Origin of the sequence: Bradyrhizobium retamae (assembly GCF_001440415.1) — a bacterium.
Lineage (GTDB): Bacteria > Pseudomonadota > Alphaproteobacteria > Rhizobiales > Xanthobacteraceae > Bradyrhizobium > Bradyrhizobium retamae.
Window position 1 is genome coordinate 1 of the sequence record NZ_LLYA01000146.1, and the last position, 24,593, is coordinate 24,593.

The 24,593-nt window shown below is 62.2% G+C and carries 23 protein-coding genes and 1 pseudogene; 15 read left to right on the forward strand and 9 right to left on the reverse strand.

Features of this window, described 5'->3' with window-relative positions:
- The 5 genes and pseudogenes from CQ13_RS16640 to CQ13_RS16675 all read left to right on the forward strand — a co-directional run.
- Positions 1-246: pseudogene (locus tag CQ13_RS16640) on the forward strand (flagellar biosynthetic protein FliO); the annotation flags it as partial.
- Positions 243-998, forward strand: a complete 756-nt coding sequence (fliP, locus tag CQ13_RS16645; protein WP_057843940.1) for a flagellar type III secretion system pore protein FliP — start codon at positions 243-245, stop codon at positions 996-998. The pseudogene CQ13_RS16640 and the gene fliP, both read left to right, overlap by 4 nt.
- A 221-nt stretch (positions 999-1,219) precedes the next feature.
- On the forward strand, positions 1,220-2,200 hold the full coding sequence (locus CQ13_RS16650) for a GGDEF domain-containing protein (protein ID WP_057844031.1): 981 nt from the start codon (positions 1,220-1,222) through the stop codon (positions 2,198-2,200).
- Between the two features lie 160 nt (positions 2,201-2,360).
- Complete coding sequence (locus CQ13_RS16655; RefSeq protein WP_057843941.1) at positions 2,361-2,687, forward strand: copper-binding protein; 327 nt, start codon at positions 2,361-2,363, stop codon at positions 2,685-2,687.
- A gap of 1,227 nt (positions 2,688-3,914) precedes the next feature.
- Entirely contained in the window at positions 3,915-5,309 is a 1,395-nt protein-coding gene (locus CQ13_RS16675; protein ID WP_156433719.1) for an FAD-binding oxidoreductase, read from the forward strand.
- A gap of 33 nt (positions 5,310-5,342) precedes the next feature.
- Here the strand turns inward: CQ13_RS16675 and CQ13_RS16680 are convergent, their stop codons facing one another.
- The 3 genes from CQ13_RS16680 to CQ13_RS16690 form a co-directional block, all read right to left on the reverse strand.
- Entirely contained in the window at positions 5,343-5,693 is a 351-nt protein-coding gene (locus CQ13_RS16680; RefSeq protein WP_063800096.1) for a DUF1488 family protein, read from the reverse strand.
- A gap of 132 nt (positions 5,694-5,825) precedes the next feature.
- Positions 5,826-7,139 carry a hypothetical protein gene (locus CQ13_RS16685; RefSeq protein WP_057843946.1) on the reverse strand — a complete coding sequence of 438 codons (1,314 nt, stop codon included), beginning with the start codon at positions 7,137-7,139 and terminating at the stop codon, positions 5,826-5,828.
- A gap of 143 nt (positions 7,140-7,282) precedes the next feature.
- The gene (locus CQ13_RS16690; protein ID WP_057843947.1) at positions 7,283-11,008 is read right to left on the reverse strand and encodes a tetratricopeptide repeat protein; all 3,726 of its coding nucleotides are present in this window, start codon (positions 11,006-11,008) and stop codon (positions 7,283-7,285) included.
- 401 nt (positions 11,009-11,409) lie between these two features.
- On the opposite strand from CQ13_RS16690, the gene CQ13_RS16695 reads away from it, so the two are divergent.
- Positions 11,410-11,631, forward strand: coding sequence for a hypothetical protein (locus tag CQ13_RS16695; RefSeq protein ID WP_057843948.1), 222 nt, complete (start codon positions 11,410-11,412; stop codon positions 11,629-11,631).
- A gap of 5 nt (positions 11,632-11,636) precedes the next feature.
- Complete coding sequence (locus CQ13_RS16700) at positions 11,637-12,080, forward strand: hypothetical protein (RefSeq protein ID WP_375293125.1); 444 nt, start codon at positions 11,637-11,639, stop codon at positions 12,078-12,080.
- A 40-nt stretch (positions 12,081-12,120) separates the two neighbouring features.
- Here CQ13_RS16700 and CQ13_RS16705 read toward each other — a convergent pair whose 3' ends face one another.
- Genes CQ13_RS16705 through fliL form a run of 4 tightly spaced genes read right to left on the reverse strand, consistent with a single transcriptional unit; the run spans position 12,121 to position 15,049 of the window.
- Positions 12,121-12,906, reverse strand: coding sequence for a MotE family protein (locus CQ13_RS16705; RefSeq protein ID WP_057843949.1), 786 nt, complete (start codon positions 12,904-12,906; stop codon positions 12,121-12,123).
- Positions 12,903-13,340: a DUF6468 domain-containing protein gene (locus tag CQ13_RS16710; protein WP_057843950.1), complete on the reverse strand. Its 438-nt coding sequence runs from the start codon at positions 13,338-13,340 to the stop codon at positions 12,903-12,905. Before CQ13_RS16710 ends, CQ13_RS16705 begins: the two co-directional genes overlap by 4 nt.
- Positions 13,337-14,539: a flagellar motor switch protein FliM gene (gene fliM, locus CQ13_RS16715; RefSeq protein ID WP_057843951.1), complete on the reverse strand. Its 1,203-nt coding sequence runs from the start codon at positions 14,537-14,539 to the stop codon at positions 13,337-13,339. The genes CQ13_RS16710 and fliM overlap by 4 nt, the downstream gene beginning before the upstream one ends.
- A gap of 18 nt (positions 14,540-14,557) precedes the next feature.
- The gene (fliL, locus tag CQ13_RS16720) at positions 14,558-15,049 is read right to left on the reverse strand and encodes a flagellar basal body-associated protein FliL (RefSeq protein ID WP_057843952.1); all 492 of its coding nucleotides are present in this window, start codon (positions 15,047-15,049) and stop codon (positions 14,558-14,560) included.
- Positions 15,050-15,436: 387 nt separating this feature from the next.
- Here fliL and flgF point away from each other — a divergent pair, with 387 nt between their 5' ends.
- The 6 genes from flgF to CQ13_RS16750 all read left to right on the forward strand — a co-directional run bounded on the left by flgF (position 15,437) and on the right by CQ13_RS16750 (position 19,836).
- Positions 15,437-16,201: a flagellar basal-body rod protein FlgF gene (gene flgF / locus CQ13_RS16725; protein ID WP_057843953.1), complete on the forward strand. Its 765-nt coding sequence runs from the start codon at positions 15,437-15,439 to the stop codon at positions 16,199-16,201.
- Positions 16,202-16,219: 18 nt separating this feature from the next.
- Positions 16,220-17,008, forward strand: a complete 789-nt coding sequence (gene flgG / locus CQ13_RS16730; RefSeq protein WP_057843954.1) for a flagellar basal-body rod protein FlgG — start codon at positions 16,220-16,222, stop codon at positions 17,006-17,008.
- A gap of 10 nt (positions 17,009-17,018) precedes the next feature.
- Positions 17,019-18,098 (forward strand): flagellar basal body P-ring formation chaperone FlgA, encoded by a 1,080-nt coding sequence (flgA, locus tag CQ13_RS16735; RefSeq protein WP_057843955.1) that lies wholly within the window; start codon positions 17,019-17,021, stop codon positions 18,096-18,098.
- 5 nt (positions 18,099-18,103) lie between these two features.
- Positions 18,104-18,856: a flagellar basal body L-ring protein FlgH gene (gene flgH / locus CQ13_RS16740; RefSeq protein ID WP_057843956.1), complete on the forward strand. Its 753-nt coding sequence runs from the start codon at positions 18,104-18,106 to the stop codon at positions 18,854-18,856.
- A gap of 220 nt (positions 18,857-19,076) precedes the next feature.
- A complete protein-coding gene (locus CQ13_RS16745) occupies positions 19,077-19,529 on the forward strand; it encodes a YidB family protein (RefSeq protein ID WP_057843957.1) in 453 nt (150 codons plus the stop codon).
- Positions 19,530-19,572: 43 nt separating this feature from the next.
- Entirely contained in the window at positions 19,573-19,836 is a 264-nt protein-coding gene (locus CQ13_RS16750) for a GlsB/YeaQ/YmgE family stress response membrane protein (RefSeq protein WP_057843958.1), read from the forward strand.
- Positions 19,837-19,958: 122 nt separating this feature from the next.
- Here CQ13_RS16750 and CQ13_RS16755 read toward each other — a convergent pair whose 3' ends face one another.
- Positions 19,959-21,554, reverse strand: coding sequence for an ATP-binding protein (locus CQ13_RS16755; RefSeq protein ID WP_057843959.1), 1,596 nt, complete (start codon positions 21,552-21,554; stop codon positions 19,959-19,961).
- Positions 21,555-21,929: 375 nt separating this feature from the next.
- Between CQ13_RS16755 and CQ13_RS16760 the strand changes: the two genes are divergently transcribed.
- Positions 21,930-22,289 (forward strand): PRC-barrel domain-containing protein, encoded by a 360-nt coding sequence (locus CQ13_RS16760; RefSeq protein ID WP_057843960.1) that lies wholly within the window; start codon positions 21,930-21,932, stop codon positions 22,287-22,289.
- A 1,035-nt stretch (positions 22,290-23,324) separates the two neighbouring features.
- Complete coding sequence (locus tag CQ13_RS16765) at positions 23,325-23,681, forward strand: ClpXP protease specificity-enhancing factor SspB (protein WP_057843961.1); 357 nt, start codon at positions 23,325-23,327, stop codon at positions 23,679-23,681.
- Positions 23,682-23,684: 3 nt separating this feature from the next.
- On the opposite strand, the gene CQ13_RS16770 is transcribed toward CQ13_RS16765, so the two are convergent.
- Entirely contained in the window at positions 23,685-24,497 is an 813-nt protein-coding gene (locus CQ13_RS16770) for a hypothetical protein (protein WP_057843962.1), read from the reverse strand.
- Positions 24,498-24,593: the final 96 nt, after the last annotated feature.

Here is a 24,593-nt window from a genome sequence, read left to right on the forward strand (position 1 = left end):
CCTCCACCCCCTCCCCCCGCGCCGTCGAGCGCCGACCAGAATCTCGCCGAGATGGCGCAGCGGCTGGAAGCCGCCCTGCGCCGGCCGGCCGAACCGGTGGCGCCGCCGGTAGCGCCGGAAACGCCGCCCGCCCGTACCTCCCGCAGCGAACCCCCCGCTCCCACACCCGCTCCGCAGAAGAGCGGCTTCGAGAATCTCGAAGACGAGATGGCGTCATTGCTGGGCCGTCCGAAGAACCCTTCGTGAGGCCGGCGACTTCTCCGCGTAGAGTTTTATTTTTCTTAATCCTTACCGTCGCCGGATCGCTCGCCGATCCGGCGACGGCGCAGGACATCAGCATCAGTCTCGGCCAGGGCGGCGGCGGGGTGACCGAGCGCGCGATTCAGTTGATCGCGCTGTTGACGGTGCTGTCGATCGCGCCCTCGATCCTGATCATGATGACATCGTTCACACGGATCGTCGTCGTGCTGTCGCTGCTGCGCACTGCGCTGGGAACCGCAACCGCCCCGCCCAACTCCGTGATCATTGCGCTTGCGATGTTCCTGACCGCTTTCGTAATGGGTCCCGTCCTGCAGAGGTCCTATGACGACGGCATCAAGCCGTTGGTCGCCAACCAGATCGGGGTCGAGGAAGCGCTGCAAAAGGCCTCTGTGCCGCTGCGCGGCTTCATGCAGAAGAATGTCCGCGAGAAGGATCTGAAGCTGTTCCTGGACCTCTCCGGCGAGCCGCCGCCGGCGACGCCGGAAGACCTGTCGCTGCGGATTCTGGTCCCGGCCTTCATGATCTCAGAACTGAAACGCGCCTTTGAGATTGGCTTCCTGCTGTTCCTCCCCTTCCTGATCATCGATCTCGTAGTTGCATCGGTGCTGATGTCGATGGGTATGATGATGCTGCCACCCGTCGTGGTGTCGCTGCCGTTTAAGTTGATCTTTTTCGTGCTGGTGGACGGCTGGTCGCTGGTGGCAGGAAGCTTGGTGCAGAGCTACGGCGGGAGTTAGCGGCCGATTTCTGCCGGTTTCCGCGCAAATAGGCCAATATTGCTTACGTATTTGCAGCGGAGTTTCACAGGGAAATTAAGGTGAGATTAGCTCCTTCATGCACAATGGATGCCACGAACTGACTTACCAAACGCATCACCGGATTAGAGATGGCAGGCCAGCCGATCGGCGAGATGGACGTCGAATACGCCGCGACGATTGCCGACCGGGCTATGCGGTTGATGTCGCAGCAGTCGGTCCCTCCCACCCCCACCAATTTCGCCGTCTGGTTCGAATACTCGCTCGGCAGCTCGCTGGCGCTGCGAAAGACCATCGACATTCTGATTGCGGGCAAGCGCAAATTCGACCCCGCAACCAACCACGGACTCTACATCACCTATGTGGCGCAGGCCGGCACCGATCCGTTTGGCGACCTTCCCGATCAATTGGGCGGGCTGATCGAGACCGCGCAACAATTCCTCAACACTGCCGTCACCGACAACCGCAGCCACATCGAGGCGCTCGGTGAAGTGTCTTCCGAGGCCGCTGCTACCGGCGACCCCCGGGCGATCATTGCAAAACTGGTTGATGAATTGTCAAGGGCGACGGCCCGGGCCGCCAAGCTGGAGGCGAATTTCGCCGCAACGTCGGAGGAACTGGATAGCATCCGCGACTCGCTCGAAGCGGCCGAGCAACGCTCCAACACCGATGCGCTGACCGGGCTGGCCAACCGCCACTCGATGGATGAATTCCTTCGCCTTGCCCAGATCGCGGCGATGGAAAAGGACGAGCCGCTCAGCGTCTTCCTGATCGACATCGATCACTTCAAGAAATTCAACGACGATTATGGCCACCAGGTCGGCGACCAGGTGCTTCGGCTGGTCGCCAAGGTCTTGCAGGAAGGCGTTCGCGAAGTCGATCTCGCCGCCCGCTACGGCGGCGAGGAGTTGATCGCGGTGCTGCCGGGCGCCGATCTGCAGGCTTGCACGGCCGTTGCCGAACGCATTCGCCGGCGCATTGCCGAAGCGAAGCTGACACGCCGTGCGACAGGCAAGGAGATCGGCAGCATTACGGTATCAATAGGCGTGTCGCAATTCCGCCTCGCCGAATCCGCGGAAGCCATGATCGAGCGCTGCGACCGCGGGCTTTATCAAGCCAAGCGACTCGGCCGCAACCGCACGGTGGCGGAAACCGAGCTCGAGCCCGAGGCCGGCGCGGCCTAAGGCTTTATCCGTTCTGACTATACAGAACCGCGCCTTCATCCTGTGTCGTTTGCAGAGTTGCCTTAATTCGTACGGGAGAAAAAGTCGCTATCCCGCTCCGGCGCGGAACTATTGCCGCAATCCCGGCTTATCGTGGACGCCCTACAGCCGGGAGTATTCCATGAAGATCGCAGGGATGATTATGGCTGCCGCCGCGGCCCTCAGCATCGCCGGGACGTCGGCGGCTCTTGCCCAGCAACCGCGTACGGGAATGGTGACGAGAATAGACCGGATCAGCGGCACCATCACCATCAGGGATATGCCTGAAGGCACCACCGGCGCGAATACCGGCGCTGCAGCCGAAGAATTCAAGATCCAGGATGGCGCGCGGCTGAACGCCCTGCACGCCGGCGACAGAGTCACCTTCGCCGTGAACGACACGCCGGGGACCAAGACCATCACAAAGATCGACAAGACGGACGCGGTCACCAAGATCGAGAAGAAATGAGGTATTGGCGAAGCGACATCCAACCGTCGATGTCCCGCTTCGATGCAAAAACAACGAGGCCTGGAGTGCCCCAAGGCAAAATGACGCTTCTTCAAAACGTCATGTTGCTTTGGGGAGTCCAAGCCTCGTCACGCAACCGCCCCATCCGGAACAAGGAGCCGTTCGGTATAGAAAGCAAAGCAATCCGGCAGGTGTGCCTTGATCTGCCGCAAATAACGCTCTAGCGCGGCGACCGCCCGAGCGAAGCGCGAATTTCAGCGGCCGCCTCGTCGCAATACTCGTTCAACTTCTGGAATCGTTGCTGCAGCGCCAAAAATTTGACGGCGCGTTTCGCCGGCCCATCCCGATCAATATTAAATCTGTCGGCGGGCGATGGACCGGACCCCGCGGCTTCTGCGGCCGAAAGTGCCGCTCGCATCGATGTGTCGTGAACGTTGGTGGAAGACACTTCTGCACGCCTCACTAATGCGCAAATCCGGCTGGACCCGGTCCGGTGTAATTTCCGTGGAGTGACGCGCCGGCGTTGCGAGTTTGCACCCTGCAGTGTGTTGGTTGGATGCCCGGCCGGGGTCGATTTGGTGGCAAACACGGACGCCGGGGGCGAATGAGTGGCGCGACCTCGTAGTCTTACGGACTTTCTGTCCACGATTAGGATGCAATCGGCACCCAGCATTGCTGAATTGATTCGTTTGTTGCTTCAGCGATAGTTCGATATGCCCGCCCAGCCTTCAGAAACCGGTCTGCCGCCGCGCTGCGAGATCTGCGGCGGGGGTACGATCCAGATCGGAAAGCTACCCCGGATCGGACTGCGTCCTCTCGTCTACGTTTACAAGTGCGACGCCTGCAACCAGATCACTTCGATCGAGCCCGAGCGGCAGGACAGTCCCACCATCAGCCCTACCGTGACCCCGCCGATGCCGAATTCTCGCGTCAAGAAGGCCTTGCACAAGACTCCCCGGCGACAGCCACACTGATCGTCGGCTTCAGAGCGCGACTTTCCTAGAGCGTTTTCCCGCGAAGCATGCCCTCGGACCTGATCCGTGGGTGGACACCGGTTCGCGTCAAGAAAACGCGTCAAAACAAGAATCCAGAGCCCGGTTCTGATTCAATCAGAACCGAAAAGGCTTTCGTCCCTGAAAACGCCGCGATTGCGGCTGGACCGGGTTTCATCTCAGGAATGCCGCATGTATAGCTTCGGCCAAACTCCACATGAAGAAGAGGCAGGGCATGTCCGAGGGCTTCATTGACGAACTGCACAACGTGCTCGGCAAGAGCGTGGTGCTGTCAGGCGCCGACATCGACGCGCGCTATCACCACGACCTCGCCGGCAATCCGGTACCCAAACCGCGCGCAGTCGTCCGCCCCAGAACGACGGAGGACGTCTCCGTGCTGCTGAGACTCTGTCACCGCGAAGGCGTCCCCGTTACGACGCAGGGCGGCATGACCGGACTGGTGCGCGGCGCGCTGCCGAATGCGAACGAAATCGTGCTGTCGATGGAGCGCATGAACAGCGTCGAAGAGGTCGATGCCTCCGCCGGCGTCGCCATCGCGCAGGCCGGCACGCCATTGCAAAAACTGCAGGGGCGTGTCGAGCAGGACGGCCTGATGTTTCCGCTCGATCTCGGTGCGCGCGGCAGTTGCACCATCGGCGGCAACATCTCGACCAATGCCGGCGGCAACCGCGTCATCCGATACGGCATGACGCGTGACCTGATTCTCGGCCTTGAGGTCGTCACCGCCGACGGCACCGTGCTGAAGGGGCTGCACAAATACATCAAGAACAACACCGGCATTGATCTAAAGCAGCTTTTCATCGGCAGCGAAGGCATCCTCGGCGTCGTGACGCGTGCTGCGCTGCGTGTCTTTCCGGCGCCGGCGGAGCGGCAGGTGGCGCTGTGCGCCCTGCCCTCGTTCGGCCAGGTCATGGCCTTGCTGAAGCTGGCGCGAAAATCGCTCGGCGGCGATCTGACCGCGTTCGAGGTGATGTGGAATGCCTACTACCGCCAGACCGTCGAGCGTGTGAAGGGGGTGGTTCGCCCGCTGCCGACCCACCATCCCTTCTATGTGCTGCTGGAGGCCTCAGGAAGCGACGCTGAACGCATTCGGGACGGCCTCGAGAAGATGCTGGAGACGGCGATGGGAGATAATTTGATCCTCGACGCCACGCTTTCGACCTCGAACGCGTCCGTGGCTGCGATCTGGCGCATCCGCGATTCCAGCGTCGAACTCGGTCGCAGCTTTCCATTCACGGCACGGATGGGGTTCGATGTCAGTGTGGCCATCGACAGGATGGAGGAATATGCGGATACGCTGGATGCACGCGTCAAAGCGATCGATCCGCAAGCCTTCACCATCGTGATGGGGCACGTCGGCGACGGCAATTTGCATCCCAGCGTGTATCACGAACATACGCCTGACAAGCACGATGAGTTCGAGAAGCTGGTCTACGACCTCACGGGTGAGTTCGGCGGCTCGATCTCGGCCGAACACGGCATCGGCATCCTCAGGCGACCCTATCTGAAAATGAGCCGCACCGAAGAAGAGATCGAAACCATGCGCACACTCAAGCGCGCGCTCGACCCGAAGAATATTCTGAACCCGGGGCGAATTTTTACGGTGTGAAGGCGTTTGGCGGTCGCTTATCGAGCGTCAGCTCTACGAACTGATGCCGAGATGATCGTCGGCCGCAGCAGCAGGTGGCGGCCCGGCCGGCAAGTTGTCCGGAGCCGGCTGTGTCGGGATATGCTTGGTGAATATCCGAATGACGCGGCCTTTGACGGGCGGCAGCTTGTCGAAGAGATCGGACGCGATCTCCTCCACGGCGTCCCGCAATGCCACGAACTGCGCCTGCCTTGCGATGCTCTCGGTGCCCCTGACACCTCCGAGTTCATCGATCGCAGCATCGCTGATCTGGCATTCGACCGTCTCGCCGTCATTCAGCATGGTGAACTTGAACGCAAGGCGTTCTCTGTCATGTCCAACAATTCTGTCCCGGGTCAACGGCATCCGACGATCTGTTTTGAACGGTAGGCGTGGCTGAAAGCGGGTTAAGAGGCGCTAGAGCTTTCGTAATGCGCCAACACGTCAAAAATTGGCCGAAGCTGCGGCCAAATCCACTACATCGCTACGTCCTCGGGCTCATTGGGAATAGGCGTGGTCGTCTGCGCGGTATGGCTGTTGAGGCTCCCCCTCGTGCGTCGACCACCATTCCACCACAGCTCGAGCGACCTGGTCCCACAGCAGCGTCGGAAGATCGGGCACCGCGATCCTGACCACGTGGCGATTGCATGAGGTATCGCGAAACCACTCCGCTGCGCCGAAATCGAAGCCGAAACTCCCCGCATGCCGCAGCGGCAATCCGGCACTTCTCAAGTCGTCGCACAAATCCGCCGCCACTTGCTTCGTCTGCTTCTCGTCGAGCATTCGCTTCGGCGCCAGTGTGACATAGAGACCGTGCGCGAAATGCAGCTCCGCCGACGAGCCGGCAAGCCCGGATGCAAACCGGCGCGCCGTCCGCCTGCTGTTGCGCAAAATGGCCGCCATCCGCCTGTCAGTCAGAGCCCGATAGGCCTTCGTTCCGACGTAGGGCGGGAAATGCGCAGGCACCGCCGCGCCGCCGAACAATCGCACGGCATTGCGCGTTTCGTTGGCGAGGTCCTCCAGCCGCTCCTGCTTGGCCGGGGCGACGAGCTCTTCGCAAGCGACGAAAACCGCCGAGCCGAGCCGGCCGTACTCCACCCCGAGGGAGTCGAGCTTGGTATGGCTGCGCACCAGCGCGATCGGGACTTTCCAACGTCGCGCCCAGTTCACAACCCGGCGGATCCGCCCCGAACCCGTCGAGAAGCAGGTCGTGTCGAAAATCACGAGATCGAGGCGCGGCCTTGCGCAACCGAGGGTCGCCTCGAATGCGGCAGCGGGCGTGCACGAATCGAACAGAAGAATTCGCGGTCGATCAGCACAAAAGGCGACCTCGTCGGGAGAGCTTTTCAGCCGGACCAAGCGAAACTGACGTACATGATTTTCGATCAGCTCCAGGGTCTCACCATAGGCGCCAGGCAAAACCAGGATGTCCGCCTCAGATACCAAGCGTGCGAAGGCCAGCAGCAGTGCCGATATCGCCGCCATCCCCGAGGACGTATAGATGGTCTGGTTCGCCGATGTCGAATGGTCGTAAAAGGATGGGCCGCGCACTTCGAGGTCTGCGCGCTGATAATCGTAGCTGAACGTGAACGGCCCGGCGCGCAGCCGGCCCGGATGTGCCCAGGCTGTTTCCGTGAACGCCCAATCGTGCAGCGCATGCTGGGCCTTCAGTGCTGCGGCGATGTGAAATTTTTGTTCAATCACCTCGACCACCGAGGTCGGATGCCGCAGCGCCAAAGGAGTGTCGAGGAAACCGTTCAGCAACGTGATTTCCTCGTATTTCCTGTCGAGATAAGCCTCAAGTGTTTCCATGGCTGGCTTCGACCGACCCTGCCCTGCGATAACGTGCCGGAATGGCATTGGGTCCACGCCACAGAAAATGCATCGGTGCTCGGGCGAGCAAGCCGTCTCCGACTTCAGACTGCGAGCAATTCACCGGGGGAACGAAGTCGGCGCTATCTTGCCGCGTCGATCCGCCTGATGCCGGCAATCGGCGGCAAGGCGCCGGTGTGAACCGGCTCGCCCCGGGAGATTTCCGGCGACAGCGGCGCACGGGCGGTGGCATCCGGGAAGCGGATCCTCATGTCACGGATGAAGCCGTCGAGCGTGTCGACGCTGGCGGCCATCTTGGCAATCAGAGCGAATTCGGCGCTATTGGCGGCGGCCGGCTTGCTCGCGGTCTCGAATGCGAACCGATCGGCCTCGCCGGTCATCAAGGGCGCGTATTTCTCGCGGAAACGGGCCAGGCCGATCGCATCCTCGGCCAGCGCATAGCCGACCACGGCACGGATTATGTCGCTCTTCTCGGCTGCATTCAGCGGTTTGAAATCCCGCCAGCGGTCGGCGTAGTACAATTCGATCTGTTCGGAAGCTTCCCGCCACTGCCGCGACGCCCAATAGATGTCGGAGCGCAGCCGGATCGCTTCGCGGCCGGTGAGGTTGGAGATGATATCGAGCGCGAGGTCGTGGCGACCGACATCGCTCTGGGCCCGCGCCTCCAGGAGTAGCCGCTGCTGACGCAATTCGCCGGACAGATCGGAGATCCGCGTCAGGCGCAGCGCCGTGATCGCCCGGTCCGGCTTGCGGTTGGCCAGGTAGACCATGGCAAGCCGGGCCGCCACCTGCGCGCGCGCGGCGCCCTCCAGGCGTTTGTCGACTTGGTACTGCAACAGTTCGGCGGCCTGGTCGAGCAGGTCGACGGCGGCCAGCCGGTCCGCGAGGCGCCGAATCATTTCATCGCCGCGCCGGCCGATCGGCGTCAATTCGCGATATTCATAGAACATGGCGAGCGCATCGACCGGCTTCATGTCGTCGCCCTTCTGGCCGAGATAGAGGTCCGTGAACAGCGCGGACGCCGCATCCTGGCCCTGCCGCGACAGTTCGGAGTTGGGCTGCAGCTTCGTCGCGGTCTTGGCGGCGGAGAGCGCCTCGGCATAGCGCCCATTTTCGGCATAGAGCTGCGTCAGCTTGTTCAATGCCTTCAACTCGATCGCGTCGCCGCGCCAGATCACCGACAAGGTCTCCAGTTCGCGTATCAACTCGGCCTGGCCGAGTTCGCCGCGCCGGTGCCGCAGCAGGGTCTGCAGCAGACTCGCCTCCGCCGATGCCTTCCGGTCGCTGGACTGCGCCGCGAACCTGTAGGCGTCGAGCGCGTCCTTGTCGTGCCCCAATGCCTCGGCAAGACGCCCACGCAGCACGGCGATCTCGGGCTTCATCTCGTTGGGAATGCCGATCACTTCCAGTTCGCTGCGCCGCCGCGAGGCCCCGCCATAATCCTTTACCTCGAGCGAGGCCCGCATCGCGTCGGTAATGATGATGCGCTGCAGTTCCAGCGGCAGCGCGGCGATCGAGAATTCGGCGTTCTTGAACTTTTCACGCGCGTCCACCCATTTTTCCTGGCGGGCGAACGCGAACCCTTTCCACAATTGGGAATCGTAGCCGTTGCCGATCGCCGGATTGGCAAGGTCCTTCAGCGCGTGCTCGGGATGACCAATCAAGATGCTGGCGACCGCATGCACCATCAGCACGGCGCCGTCTTCGTTCCCCGGATTGGTTTCGGAGAGGATGAGGTTGGTCACCCCTCTCGCCTCCTGATACATGCCGCGCGACATGTAGAAGTTCGCAAGTTCGAGGCGAGCGTGCGTCTTTTGCTCGGGCCTCGCGGCGGCCGCGGCCTTGATCAGCGCATCCAGCCGGGTAAGAAATTTTTCTTCCCGGTTCTTGCGCCATTCATCGGCGTCGAACAGCGGCCTGACCGCCGCGGTGGCGCGTTCGGCTGCGACGTCGGCGGATGACAGCGTCAATCCGCCGGGCCGGCCGAGCATCACCTTGTCGGCGCCGACCTCGGCGTTGATATCATCGGAATTCGGATGCACCACCACGCCGTGCGCCGATTCCAATAGCGACAGTTCGACGAAATCCTGCCGCTTGATGAGGCCGCGGGTCGGTGGCGGCGCGGTCACGACCCACAGCGTATCGCCTGCGTCGGGATCGACCAGCCGGTGCATCGCGCCGGGATTGGCCAGCGGCACGGTGACATTGGCAAGCGCGGGATCGGTGATATTCCGCAGCACCATCAGCGGGAGCGGCGGTGTCTGGCCGCGGTCGGCGAAGGTCAGCGTCCACTCGCCGCCGTTGGCGCGCCCTTCGCTTTCGAGCGAAGGGATCTGCGGGCGGTTGAGGCGGATGCGGACGGCCTGGCCCTTTTCCAACGGCAGCCGGCTGACATCGCCGATGATGGCGCCGCCCTTGCTACGGATCGGCTCGATATCGAACGGCTTGGTCTGGTCGAATACCAGCCATACCGTGTCGGCACGGCGAAACAGCGCAGCCGGGGTCGGCGCGGCAAAGGAGAACGTCACGCGCAGGCCGTCACTGTCACGCCTTGCCTCGACGGCGGGTGTCTTGTCCTTGGCACCACTTTCCGGCGGCTCCACGGAAGACTGAGCCTGCTTGGGCGCCGCAGGCTTTGGCGCTTCCGCCGCGGCGGCCTGCACCGGTTCGGCGGGCGACGTCTTTTCCGGTGTAGCGGCGATCTCCTCGGTCAGAGGAATAGCGTTGCCATTGGCCGGCGGCGCCTTTTCGACGCCGGGCATTGCGGCCTCCGCAGCGGCTGGTGCTTCGTTCACCTGCGCGGGCTTGATTTCGATCCTGGCCTGTTCGGCAATCATCTCCGACGTGACGGGCGGAATCTCGGCCGGCTGCTGTGGTGGCGGCGATTCCTTCAGGGCCTTGTCGCGCGCGATCCGCGACGCAGGTCCTGGCTTGGCCGGCACGACCGGTTTGGCCGCGGCTTGCGGCTCGGCCAGCGCGGGCTTTTCCGGCTGCTGGAAGGCGACATCGATCACATAGTTCTTTTCCTCGCGGAAGGAATGCACGTCGACCTCGCCGATCAGCAGAATGTCGACGGCGGAAGAATCGACGTCGGCGCGCTGGTTGATCGAGGCGATGTTCGGCGGCGCCGCCACCTTCGCATCCGCCAGGTCGAAATTGAGCACGCTGTTGAACTGCAGCGTCAGCTTCTGATCGTTCAGCACCGACGAGACGTTGACGCCGTCGGGCATCTCGAACACGAAGCGGACGAAGGTTGGCTGCACCGAGGCGCGGACACGCACCGGCGGCTTCTTTTTCGCGGACGCCACCGCAAGCTGCGCGCGGAGCGCGCGTTCGGCGGCCCGCGCCCGGTCCGCCAGTTCGCGAACGACCGCGGCAGGAAGCGGGGGCGGCGGCCCGGTCCAGCTCTCGGGCAGGAAGTCGACGAAGATCCGCTCCCCCGCCGTCATGGTGTTGACAGTTGCCCGCCGCGCCAGCGACAGCCGGATCGCGGTGCCGTCGGGATCGCGCCGCGCCGAGCCGACATAATCGGGGACGGCGTCCGACAATTTGTCGACGGGAATGTCCACCGGGCGCTTGAAGTGGATGATAATGATCGAACCCGCGGTCGAAACGTCGGATTCGACGTCCTCGGCCAGTTTCAATACCAGCCGCGCGAAGCCACCTCCGGACGTGAACGTGGCCTCCCCGCGCACGGGATCGGCCCGGCAGGGCTGCGAGAGCGTCAGGCCGGCAAATAACAAAGCAACAGCAAGGGGCTGGCCAAGATAGTTGTGAAGGCAACGCCGCGCCGCCCGCGCCAATGCGCGGCCCGGCGACCCGGTTTCAGCGGCAGCCCTTCGCCCCATCCAGAAGATCTCGTGCCTCAATGAATTCTTCGGCGAAGCGCTCTCGCCCGCACGTTTAAATCTTGGATTGGCCGGCTTAAGGCTTTGTTAACGTCAACCAATTGATTTCATTGAAGGGACGATGGGACTGCGGCCTCGAGCAATCACACATCACAATGGGTCGGTATCCGGACCTTTCCCGGGGTCACCGCTCAAACGTCGCGAGCCTCGGGGCCGCCGCGCTCATCATCACGCCCGTGCCATGATTGAGCTGCATTATTTATCTCACGCAGCGTTGGAACTAACATCAGCGGTTCCGTCTTAGGGAAACAATGGACCCGGGAAGCGGGGCCGGCAGTCGATCAACCAACGCTCCCCCGGGTCGCCAACCTGCCTCAGGCAGCCAATTCGGAGTGCGTGAAATGGCAACCCAGATCGTGATGGATCGTACTGGCGACACCCGGCATACTTTCGACGTCCATGACCGCGCGGAGGTCGAAAAGGCCGAGCGGCGCTTTATGGAATTGACGGGCGCGGGATTTACCGCAGCGGTCCGAACGGGACCCGGCGAGCAACGGGTTATCCGCTCCTTCGATCCGAGGGCGGAAGAAACGCTGTTTTATCCGCGTCTCGTTGGCGGCTGACGGCAGTGACCCAGCAGATCGTCCTTGCGATATGCTCGTTCGTGCTGGCTTTACTCGGTACGGTGCTGCTGTCGGCACTTTCGCTGGCAGTGGCGCGGTCCGGCTCCTGCAGCAAATCGTTTCGCTTCGAGACTGAGGCGCGAGCCCTTACGCTCTTGAAGGATTGGCTGTCGCCGAAGCAGCGGGCCTCTTACGAGCGATTCCGATATTTCGACGTCGTCGGCAGCCACACCGGGACGCGCTATCGGATCCATCATGGGACGCAGACGAACATCGAGGAAATCAGCGGCACCGGCCAGCATGTTTGCAAATGGTGCTTTGTTCCCGATGGCGACCTCGTCGCCGGCGATGTCATGCTGGCGCAGAAAATCGCCCTTGAAACCAACGAGCGTGGCGCGCTCGCCGTAGCCCACCGCTCGTTTGTCTCGTCAGGGCCGCGCAGATTCTGACCGGACGCGTTAGTATCCTTCGCCGGGCAGCCATCCTGCGTCAGTTCGGCCTTTGCTGCAGGATTTTACCTTCGATTTTCGGCAACTCGGCCGTGGACGTGGACTTATCGGTGCCGGCGGCGCGGCGGGCCAGTTCGACCGTCAGCCGTTCGGCCGCTTCCGGCTGCATCAGACCCAGAATGTCCGACATCTTCCGCGGTGCAATCTGGGAGGCGATTTCGTAGAGCACGGACATTTCCAGCCGGTCGAACACCTTGGCGGCGTCCTTCGGCTTCATGCCCTCGTACATCGTGATGATGCCCTTGAAGCGGGCAGCGTCCTGTTCGGCCTTTTGCCCGCTCGCCGTCGAGATCCGCGCCTCGGTGGCCTTCATTTCCTCGACGCGGCCTTCGATGCGCTTCTCGGCTGATTTCAGAAGGCTTTCGCGAATTTCGATTTCACGCGCGCGCTGCTCCAGTTCCTGGCGCCGCGCCTGCAGCCGTTCCAGGATGGCGCGCTCCGACGGCGACACCGATTGCGGGTTCTGGTCGGGAAACACCACGACGCCGTCGGGCTTCGGCGCCTCGGTAGCCGGCGCGGCCGGCTTCGGCGCCTCTTCCTTTTTTTCTTCCTTTTTAACCGAACCGGTGATGTCGGCGGTATCCGATATCGAGCCACCGGGGTAGCCCAGATTGTCCTGCGCCCAGGAGCGCTTGGCCGGCTGGCTGACCTGATAATCGAACACGTATCCGCCATCGATCACGAGGCCGGCGACCTTCAGCACTGCAAGGCCGAAGATCGCGACCAGCACGACCGGAATGACACGGATATCGCGAAACGACTTCATGCGGCGAGGCCACTGGCCTTTCGGCGTTCGGAGAATGCTTCAGCCGCCGCGGCTAGCGCCTTGGCTGTTGAGACCCTGGGTGCTGCGGGTTCGGCTTCTTGCGGCGGCCGCGCCGCGATCGCGATCTTGGACAGCCGTCGAATGACGCCGTCACCTTCGGCGAGCATGCCCTTCAGGTGCCCCGCCATCTGCGTCGCGGCGGCGAGTTGGCTGCCGAGATTCTCGTTGACGTCACGCACGGTATGCTTGAGGCCGCCGATCGCCCGCTCGGCGATTTCGGTTGCCGTGATCAGTTCCGCGATGGTGGCTTTCAGCGAATGCTCGTCCGCCTTCAGCCGCTTCAGCCGCTTGTTGAGCAGCATGCAGTAACCGATCGTGAGCAGTAGCAAAACCGCCACCAGACTCTCGATCACAATTCCAAGAAAATGACTCATTGTGCCTCCATCAACTTGGTTTGCTCGTCGGCCTTCTCGAACATCGCGAAGGTGGTGTTCGGTTTGCGCAATTGCTTGGTGACGCGGATGGCGACGCGGTCGCCGACCCTGCCCATCCGCCCTTCGGTCAGGGTGACGTTGCCGCAGCGGACCGACACCAGCGCATCGGGCCGCATCTCCAGCGGCAGCGTGTCGCCGACCTTCAGCTTCATCAATTGCTTGAGCGGAATGTCGGCTTCATAGAGCACGGCATCGACCGATATCTCGGCCTGCGCCACTTCGGTGGCGAAGTGCCCTTCCCAGATCGGATCACGGCCGAACTTTTCGCCCATGAACATCTGCAACAGAACCGGGCGGATCGGCTCGATGGTCGCATAGGGCAGCAGCAGTTCGATGTTGCCGCCGCGGTCTTCCATGTCGATGCGCAGCCGCACCAGGATCGCGGCGTTGGCGGGCCTGGAGATCGCGGCGAAGCGCGGATTGGTTTCCAGCCGGTCGATCGAGAACGTCACCGGCGACAGCGGCCGGAACGCCTGCTCGGCGTCTGAAAGCACCACCTCGACCAGCCGCTTGACGAGGTTGGTTTCGATCGTGGTGTAGGGCCGGCCCTCGATGCGCAGCGAGGTCTGGCCGCGGCGGCCGCCGAGCAGCACGTCGATAATCGAATAGATCAGGCTGGAATCGACGGTCGCAAGGCCGAAATTCTCCCACTCCTCGGCCTTGAACACGCTGAGCACGGCCGGCAAGGGAATTGAGTTCATGTAGTCGCCGAAGCGGACCGAGGTGATGCGGTCGAGCGAGACTTCCACGTTGTCGGAGGTGAAGTTGCGCAAGCTCGTGGTCATCAGCCGCACCAGGCGGTCGAACACGATTTCGAGCATCGGCAGACGCTCGTAGGACACCATCGCGGAATCGATGATGGCGCGAATGCCGGAATGGTCGTCGAGATTGACATCACCGACGGTGAAGCCGAGCAGATTGTCGATTTCTTCCTGCGACAGAACCCGCTCGCCGGAATTCTTGTTGCCGAACTCGCGGCCGCCATCCTCGACCATGGCCGCCCATTGCAGCGCCATGCTCTCGGAGAGTTCATTGGCGGCAGCCTCTTCCGCAGCCGCCGCGGGATCTTCGGAATCCAGCGAGGCTTCCCATTGCGCGGCAATGGCGTCCTGGTCCATCTGGTCTTGGTTGCCGGCCATGATGCTAAATCCGCCCCATCACTGCACGACGATTTCCTTGAACAGCACGGCACTCACCTGCTGCGGCGCCACCGCGTTGTTGACGCGCTTGGTAAGTTCTTCTTTGAGACGAAACAGGCCCGCCGAACCATTGATGTCGGAGGGACGCAATTCGCGCAGGTAGGTCTGGAACAGATCCGTGACGCGCGGCAGGTTCGGCTTGATCGCCTCGACCTGCTTCTCTTCCTTGATCTCGAGAACGACCTTGACGCGGAGATATTGCACCCGCTCGCCCGGCGCGCCAACCAAGTTGACCATCATATCGGGCACTTCGATGAAGGACGGCGGCTTCAGCGGCGGCGCTTCGGCGTGCTTCTCCTCGCCGTGGCCGCGCATCAGGAAGAACCAGCCGGCGCCGGCGCCAAGGATAGCGAGGAATCCGGCGACCGCAATGATCAGCTTGAGCTTGCCCTTTTTCGACGATGCGGCTTCTGCGCCGTCCGCGCCTTCCGCCTGCTCGTTGTCAGCCATTGCCCCGCCCGCTTCCATCTGGGAACGAACGCGGTTGCCACCAGCCTGGGTAACGATTCCCCCACAACGCGAAACAAAAGCCGCCAGCGCACACGCGCCCTCTACACGTGCAACGCTAGGGTAATAATGGTTAACGGAACCTTTCCATTCGCGCCCAACTGGGAAAAATCTGCCGGGCAAACATGGTCAACAAGACCTTTCTGCCGCCCCCTCCGCCCGCAGAAGAATGCCTAACCCCTTAAAAAATCAGCATTTCCGTACTTGGCACGGCTTTCGCTGAGTAAACGGCGTGGACCCGCCGGCTTGGGAGAGCCGAAAGGTTTACGACGGATCCGGATTACGGGCTTGGGAGAGCCTGCTTCGGATCGATCAAGGGGAGAACCACCGATGGAGAATATGCTTCTCGTCGGACTTTCGCGGAAGATGACGTTGGAACGGCAGTTGGATGTCGTCGCCAACAACGTCGCGAACATCAACACGACGGGCTTCAAGGCCGACCGCTCGCTGTTCGAGGAATATCTGCGCTCGCCGGCGCATGAAGATAATTTCATGCGCGCCGACCGCCGCGTCTCCTTCGTGCATGACCGCGCCACCTTCCACGATTTCTCAGCCGGCCCCTCCGAGCAGACCAAGAACCCGCTCGACGTCGCGATCGACGGCAACGCCTTTCTGGTGGTGCAGACGGCCGCCGGCGAGCGCTACACTCGTGACGGCGGCCTGCAGATCAACAATCAGGGCCAGCTCGTAACCGCAAGCGGCGATCCGGTGCTGGGGACCTCCGGCCCGATCGTGTTCCAGCCGACCGACAAGGCGATCAACATCGCAGCCGACGGCAATATCACGGTCCTCGAAGGCATCGGCAGCATCGACTCCATTCGCGGCAAGCTGCGGCTGGTCTCCTTTGCCGACCCGCAGAAGCTCGTCAAGGAAGGCGGCAACCTCTACTCGGCGGGCCAGGGCGTCGCCGCCCAGCCCGACACCACTTCGCGGGTGCGCCAAGGCTTCATCGAAAAGTCGAACGTCAATTCGGTCCACGAAATGAGCCGCATGATCGAGATCACGCGCACCTACACGCAGATCTCGGCGATGCTGCAGCAGCAGCACGACCTGCACCGAACCGCAGTCGAGAAACTCGCCGACGTTCCGGCATAACGCTTAAGGCATAGATCGATGCGCGCACTTTACACAGCAGCGACCGGCATGGCGGCACAGGAACTCAACGTTCAGGTGATCTCCAACAACATCGCCAACATGCGCACCACCGGCTACAAGAAGCAGCGCGCGGCGTTCCAGGACCTGATCTATGACCATGTGCGCCGCGTCGGCGCGCAGGCTTCCGACCAGGGCACCATCCTGCCGGTCGGCGTCGACATCGGCGGCGGCGTCAAGACCGTCGGCACGCCGCGGCTGATGGGCCAGGGCACACTGTCGCCAACCGGCAACGACCTCGACGTCGCGATCCGCGGCGAAGGTTTCTTCAAGATCCAGGTGCCCGACGGCACCTATGCCTATACCCGCGACGGCTCGTTCATGATGGACGCGCAAGGCCGCGTCGTCACCGCCCAGGGCAACCCGGTGCAGCCGACGATCACGATCCCGCAGAATTCCTCGCAGATCACCATCAACGCGCAGGGTCAGCTCACGGTGATGCTGCCGGGCTCGACCACGCCGACACTCGTCGGCCAGATCGGCCTGACCCGGTTCATCAACAAGGCCGGCCTCAATCCGATCGGCGACAATCTATTCACCGACACGCCGGCCTCCGGCACGCCGCAAGACGGCATCGCCAACACCGACGGCTTTGGCGACATGCAGCAGGGCAACCTGGAACAAGCCAACGTCGAGGTGGTGACCGAAATCTCCGACCTGATCGCCGCGCAGCGTGCCTATGAGATGAACGCCAAGGTCATCAGCGCGGCAGACCAGATGCTGCAATCCACCGCCAACATGTTCCGCTAAAGGACTGGTCATGATCGCCCGCGCCCTCCTCCTGGCCGCCGCCACCCTGATCGCCGCATCGAGCACGGCCGCTGTCGCGCAGACCCAGGAAAGCTTCGCGAACCGCAACGTGATCGCCACGCCCGTGCTGCGTGGCAACGTGCAGGTATCGGGCGACCTCGTGCGGATCGGCGACGTGATCGACAACGCCGGCAGCGCCGCGCGGATCGCGATCTATCGCGCCCCGGATCTCGGCACCACCGGCTCGCTGCCGGTAGCGCAGGTGCTCAACACCCTTCGTGCCCATCATGTGATCGGCGTCGATACCCGCGACCTCAGGGAAATTTCGGTAACGCGTCTGGCCCGCACGCTCGAAGGCAGGGACATCGAGCTGCAAGTTGCGCGCGCGCTGGAGCGCCGCAATGGTCTCGGCGACGCCGCCAATCTGTCGATGACCTTCGACCGCGATCCCGGCGACGTCAGGCTGGATGCTGGCTTCAGCGGTAGCCTCCAGGCGACCATCGTGCGCTACGACAACCGCAACGGCCGCTTCGACGTCACCTTTGAGATCGCCAACGAGAACGGCGCCGCTGCCGCCAAGCTGCGTTTTACCGGCACGGCGATCGAGACCGTCGAGGCCGCGGTGCTGGCGCGCAACGTCGAGCGCAATGAAGTCTTGAAATCGTCCGACGTGATGATCGAGCGTCGCCCGAAAGCGGAAGTCGGCCCTGATGCCGCCGCGCGCGATCGCGCGGTGGGCATGCAGGCCCGCCGCCAGCTCCGCGCCGGCCAGGCCATCAGGACCGCAGATCTCGCCAAGCCCGATCTGGTACAGCGCGACCAGAACGTCATGTTGATCTACGAGACGCCCGGAATCTACCTCACCATGCGCGGCAAGGCGCTGGACAGCGGCACCGAAGGCGACGTCGTCACCGTCATGAACCTGCAGTCGAAGCGCACGGTGTCCGGCACCGTGACTGGCCGTGGGCAGGTCTCGATCTCACCGCCGGCGTCTCGCCTGCCGCAGACCAGCGATGCCACCTCCTCGCTCGGCAAAGCACCCGTCGCCGTAGCTACCGTCAGTTCGCCAGTCGCTCCAAAAGCCGAGTAATGTAAATGTCAGTTACCCGTCTCAACCGCCTCGCTCTCTCCGGCGTCATGCTGTCGCTGGCCGCCCTGGCGAGCGGTTGCTCCTCGATCGACCGTCTTTCGCAGATCGGCGAAAAGCCGAAGCTGACGGAGATCGAAAACCCGACCACGCAGCCCGGCTACAAGCCGGTGCAGATGCCGATGCCGAAGCCGGAGCAGGCGTCTTACAATGCGAACTCGCTGTGGCGGAATGGTTCGCGTGCCTTTTTCAAGGACCAGCGCGCGGCGCGCGTCGGCGATTTGCTGACGGTGACTGTCAACATCACCGACAAGGCCAACATCGCCAACGAGACCCAGCGCAGCCGCACCAGCAAGGAAGACTCAGGAATCACCGACTTCATCGGCGCCCAAACGATCACGCAGCCGAATAAGATCCTGCCCGGCCGCCTGCTGACCACGGACTCGACGTCGTCGAGCGACGGCAAGGGCTCGGTCAACCGCCAGGAAGCGTTGCAGACCAACGTCGCGGCCGTGGTCACGCAGGTGCTGCCGAACGGCAATCTCGTGGTCGAAGGCAAGCAGGAGATCCGCGTCAACTTCGAAATCCGCGAACTGATCGTCGCCGGCATCGTCCGCCCTGAGGACATCCAGAGCGACAACACCATCGATTCCACCAAGATCGCGCAGGCCCGCATCGCCTATGGCGGCCGCGGCCAGATCACCGACGTGCAGCAGCCCCGTTACGGGCAACAGGTGATGGACGTGCTGCTGCCGTTCTAGTTTCTCCCGAGCTCCCACACTCCATCGCGAACCTAGGCGCGATGAAGTGTATCAACGCGGCCTCCGTCAGCTCCCCTGGCGGAGGCCGTGGTCGCTTTGTGATCCAAGGAGCCTTAGAGCTTGCTCCAGCGCAAGCCGCCTACCCCTCGTAGTCTTCGCGTTGGAACCGAACCTACCCGCCGGCGTTCCTGACAGCAACCAATCTGCACGGAGGCTAATCATGGGCCGCGGAATGCCATCGATGACTGCTCTACTGGGGCTGCTCGCCATTGCGGGATATCAGAATCGCGACAAATTGGCAGAACTTCTCAAGGGCGTTGGGGGCCAGCCGAACACAGGCGGGGGACAGCAGCCGCCGGGCGGCTTGCTGGGCAATTTGAGCGGAATGTTGGGCGGCGCCGGGGTTGGCGGCCTGCTCAACGGCGGGATCGGCGAGTTGCTCGAAAGTTTCAAGCAAAACGGCCAGGGCGACAAGGCCGAATCCTGGATCAACCAAGGCCCGAACAAGGATGTGTCGCCTCCGGAACTGAAGCAAGCGATCGGGTCCGACGTTCTGGCACAACTCGAACAGCAGACCGGACTTTCGCAGGAAGAGATCCTGGCGAGATTGTCTCGCGAGCTTCCGGCAGCCGTCGACAAGTACACACCGGACGGCCGTTTGCCCGCAGCATGAGTTAATGGACGTGACGTTGAGGCAAACAACAGGGAGCATCGAGATGGGCATACTTTGGACGATCATCATTGGCTTCATTGCTGGCGTGATTGCGAAATTCATTATGCCCGGAGACAAAGAGCCCTCGGGCTTCATTCTCACCACCATACTGGGCATCGTCGGCGCCTTCGTGGCGACCTACCTCGGCCAGTCGCTCGGATGGTATCGGCCCGGAGAAGGCGCGGGCCTGATCGGTGCGGTGGTCGGCGCCATCATCGTGCTCTTCGTCTACGGCCTCTTCGCCGGCCGGCAACGCCGATCGATTTAAGAACCAGGCCTGATGGTTTCATCGACGGGCTTGGGTGTGGATCAGCGGAGCGCCGGCCCGAAGCCTTCGCCTGACATTGCGCGTGCGTCGAAGTCAAGGAACGCCTGCTCAACCAGAAGAACTCACGATGCCAGCGCGGTTAGAAGCATCCGCGCGAGATCGGCGCTGAGGTAAGGCTTCGGCAGCAGCAGCACGCCAGCATCGAGACGGCCGTGATGTACAAGGGCATTCTCCGCATAGCCGGAGGTATAAAGCACTTTGAGCCCTGGGCGCCTTTTGACCCCCTCGGTCGCGAGCTGGCGGCCATTCATTCCACCGGGGAGCATTACGTCAGTGAACAGCAGGTCAATGCGTTCGGGTCCATCGATGATTGCCAGCGCCTCGGCAGCATTGCCGGCGGCGAGCGTGCGGAACCCGAAACGGGTGATCTGCGCCACGACGTATTCGCGAACCAGCGGGTCGTCCTCGACAATCAAGATAGACTGATCGCCATGTTCACCCGCATACCCGCCAGTCTCGCCGGCGGGCGCCTCCGGGCCACCACCCGTGGCCTGCGGCAGGTATAGCTTCACGGTCGTGCCGTGGCCTTGTTCGCTGTAGATCTTGATGTGTCCATTCGACTGTTTAACAAAGCCATAGACCATGCTGAGGCCGAGCCCCGATCCCTTCCCGGCTTCCTTGGTGGTAAAGAATGGTTCAAACACCTTTTCGAGCAGGCTGCTGGGGATGCCGTCCCCTGTGTCACTCACTGCAATCATTACGTAGTTGCCCGGTCTAACCTCGCTGTTCAGGCGAGCGTAGTTCTCATCAAGCACCACATTCTTGGTTTCTAACGTCAGCTTCCCGCCGTTCGACATGGCGTCACGCGCATTTAGGGCGAGGTTCAGGATCGCGGTCGAGAGCTGACTGGGATCAATCAGGGCCGGCGCGGAATCGTGCGCCAGCATCGATTCAATTTCGATGTGTTCGCCGAGGGTCGGTCGTAGCAGACTCGCTGTATCGATCACCAACGCGTTGACATCGGTATTGCGCGGCTGCAGCGGCTGTCGACGGGAGAAGGCCAACAGATGCTTCGTCAGCTCAGCTCCCCTTGCTGCGGCTCCGCTAATCAGATTGGTGATCTGAGCGAGATGTGGACGATCCTTGACCGCATCGCCGAGGATTTCGATGGTCCCGGTGATCACAGTCAGAATGTTGTTGAAGTCGTGCGCGACGCCACCGGTGAGCTGGCCGATGGCTTCCATCCTCTGCGCTTGCCGAACCTTGGATTCGGTGGCCTCTTTCTCCTCAAAACGCCTGACCATGGCCTCGGCTTCGCGGCGTTGCCTGACTTCCTCCTCAAGTGCCGCATAGGCGCTCGCAAGCTGGATGCGCGTGGGCAGCACCAGGATCCGCGGCAACAGCAGCAGTAGTGCTGCCGCGATCGCGACCGAGATCAGCGCCAGGAAAGCTTTGGTCAGGGCCTCGATTTCATAAGCCGGCACCCACATTGTGTAGATCGACAGCAGGCGGGTCACTCCGCAGACCGCGACGAAGATTGCGAATGCGAAGAATACGCCCCGGAACATAAGCTCGCGGTGGCGTCGCCACACGAAGAACGCGAGGACGAACGCCGTAGCAAAGAAGGCTCCGGCGAGCATCGCGTCGGAAATGACATTCAGCCAGATCAGTTCCGGCTTCCACAGTAAGCACGCGCCGTGCGCGGTGAGCGTCGACATGTGGATAGCTCCAACAAGCGGCTGCAGGCATGCAACCGCAATCCTCCGATCCGTGCGTCGGAGCGACGGAAATTATTCAGGTTTTTCGCCACCCGCACAAGCGCAGCGCTGACCTCGGCGAATGTTGCTGCGCCCGCACGAGAGCCATCAAACCCGCATGTTGCATTCCCGGGAACAACCAGGAGGTTTCGTCGAGGATGTCAGTGGCCCTTAGCGGATGTCTACCAGACCGACTGATGTCGGTTTTGTGGGCAAACCGACATGCGCCTGGACACGCCATATCCACATCGATGCGTCGATGGGTAGCTGCCATACTCCGGAACGTCTCCCCCCGCCCCTCGTTTTTCGTTCATCCATCTAACAGGAGAGAATCCGATGGCACTGGACGCAGACGAAACCGGCAACCTGATCGGCAGCGACAAGGTCGAGGGAACTGCAGTCTATGGCGCCGATCGCAACAAGATCGGCTCGATTGAGCGCGTTATGATCGACAAGAAGAGCGGCAGGGTGTCTTACGCCGTGCTCTCCTTCGGCGGCTTTCTCGGTATCGGCGACGACCACTATCCGCTACCCTGGCAATCGTTGAAGTACGATACCTCGCTCGGTGGCTACGTCACCGGCGTGACGGAAGCGCAGCTCAAGAGCGCACCGCATTACGGCAATGACAACGCCTGGAACTGGAGCGATCCGACCCGGACCCGCGCCGTCAACGACTACTACGGCGTCGCGATCTGATCGTGGTTGCTCATTGGGGTCCGCTCAGTAGCGGGCTTTTCTTTGCCTGACAGCAGCGAACGCAGGGCCTGCGTTCGCCTGTCAGCAGAGAACCATTCCTGCTGCCTTGCGTTGTGATCTGCGAAAGGCGGAGCAATGGGAAAGTTCTTCTTGATCGTTATCGCTGTCAGCGTCGCCGTTTTGCTGGCGATGAGCGCTTACGTCATCAGCCTGTGACAGCGATGCGGCCTGCCAAACAGTGCGATCAAACAGCGCGCGGCGTGGAATCGGCCACTGGTCAGCCAAAAAGCAGGCCCCGGCGCCTCTCGGGGGGAAGATTGCGCCAGAGCCTGAGAGATTGCCGCGTGTTCAAAAACACGATTGCATAATTTTCCCGGCCAGGAATCGTTCCCGCCCGAACGTTACTTCTTCATGGTTCCCGCGGAGAAAGTAGCATCGCCCTTCTTGTCCACGGCGCCTGCAGTCCCCACGCCCTGCGTGCCGGCGTCCTTGGAGGAGGGCCTGGAGTTGCTGGTCGTTGTGCGCCGTCCTTCATGGTGGCTACCGCCGGTAGCATCACCTCGGGTGCGCAAGTTTGTCGCAGGGCGGCATCAACTGAGCGAGCAATCGCGCGGACGAACGGCGAAGGTGCTCCGAGCCCGGCAAAGTTTCTAGTTAACCATTAATTCGCAGGCGACGATGGCAAGATGGATTCATGATGGATTCATGGCCGGGGAAAGCACGATACAAGCCGTTAAACTCATTGCGCAGGGCACCGCCGGTGGATCGCCACACCTGCGATGATTACCGTATGCTTACTACCAATACACACGGACGGCGGACGCTGCGGGCATCTGGCGCTCCCGCTCCCTCTTTCTTTTTTGAGGGAACCCGTTAGCATGATCCGGCAAGCCGCGGGGACGCGAGCAACACCCAGTCATCATTCGCCCGAGAAGCAGGCGATCGATTATTCCAGAGACCGCAGTGATGGGAACGACAGGTCGCGGCGTACCAGCTACCCCGCAAGTGCGGGGTGTGACCATTGCTTGTGGGGCCATGCTCCTCTTCCTCGTGATCCTGATTCCGGCCTCGCCTGCATTCGCCGAGCCGTGCAGCAAGCCGGCAGCGCGTTCCAAGATCGCCGAGACGCTCCGTCTCGCCTCGGAGCAGCGGCCAGTCAATCTCACGTTTCGCACCGGCGCCGACGGCGTGAAACTATCGATCGGCCTCAAGTCGAAATATCCCGACGATATGACCATCATCCTGCAGAATGACTTCGAGCAGTTGAACGTAAGGGATGACCGCTTCGATGTCCTGCTGCGATTAAGGGGGGCTCGGGAACGGGTCACCGTCCCCTTCCATGCAATCAAATCATTCTGGGATAAGTCCGAGTTGAAGTGCTCCGACGGCTGATGCTCACTCCGGCGTCGCGCGCAGGATCAGGGCGCAAAGCCCTGTCATCCGTGCGATCGGATGTTCGACGAACAGGCGGCAGGAAGCGAGCGCGCCCTTCAGCGTGTCCGGCGGCGCCGGCGGCTTCAGTTGCTTTGCGAGAGTCGCACCATGCGCGTGCCCGAGCGCGCGAGTCGAAAGCGTCAGCGCGTTCAGCCGCCCTTCCCGCTGCAGTGGCGCCAGCATTGTTCGCACCAGCGCCAGATAGGACGGCCAGTACGCCAGGTGCCGGTACATACTCGCAATCAGTTGCGGTTCGGTGTCCTCTCCAAAGGAATTCAATTCGGCAACCAGCGCCGCCACCTCGGGGTCCAGCGCCTCCATCGGCGGCAGCTCCGGAATTTTTGTGCCGGGCGCCGTTGGCGCCTTATCGGCGGCCGTCGCGGCATCGGCCGCGCGCGGCTCGTAATGCGCCAGCAACGCCGAGAGCACGACGAGAGCAAGCGCATTGGTATATTGATAGCTGTCGAGCACGTTACGAATCAGCGCGCGTTCGGTCTCGTCCACGCCGACGGCGAGCAAAGTGTCGATAGAGAAGCCGGGCCAATCCGGCAGCGCGATCGTTCGTCTGATGGCTTCAGCATGCAATGGCGCGTCGCCGAGATAGAGCGGTCGCACCGTCGCCCACGTCCATTCCAGCGCGCCCGGCATGGTCGCGAGATTGCGCCAGATCAGGTTGACCACGCTGGTGCCGAGCACCTTGCGGATGTCGGCATAAATGTCTGCGATTTCGCCTCTCGCTTCGGATTCGAGAACCGACGGAACGCTCTCAGCCATCACTCTCACTCGGACTGCAGGGTGGGCAATGACAGGCTCCGCGTGGCCACCGACACAAAAATGGTGAGCACGGCGCAAACGCGCCTTTGCCCACCT